The organism is Burkholderia sp. AW49-1, assembly GCF_053427845.1.
In genome coordinates this window covers 1-215 of the sequence record NZ_JBSAXF010000147.1, presented here as the reverse complement: position 1 = coordinate 215, position 215 = coordinate 1, and the positions used below count along the sequence as shown (strand labels likewise).

Genomic DNA, 215 nt, shown 5'->3' with positions numbered 1-215 from the left:
CCGACGAGAGGCCGGTCGACGTGGAGGTCGAGAGCGAGCTGATCGAGCTATTCGCCGACGAGAGACCCGTCGACGTGGAGGTCGACAGCGAAGCGACCGAGCTGTTGGTCGAGCTGAGGCCCGTGGACAGCGAGTTGATGCCCGTCGAAGTCGAGGTGGACAGCGAGCTGATCGAGCTGTTAGCCGACGAGAGGCCAGTCGACGTCGAAGTCGAG

Annotated in this window: 1 protein-coding gene; it reads left to right on the top strand. The window is 64.2% G+C overall.

Annotated features, from left to right (window positions below):
* On the top strand, nt 1-215 hold a 215-nt coding region (locus ACV22W_RS33815), incomplete at both ends, for a hypothetical protein (protein WP_448023890.1).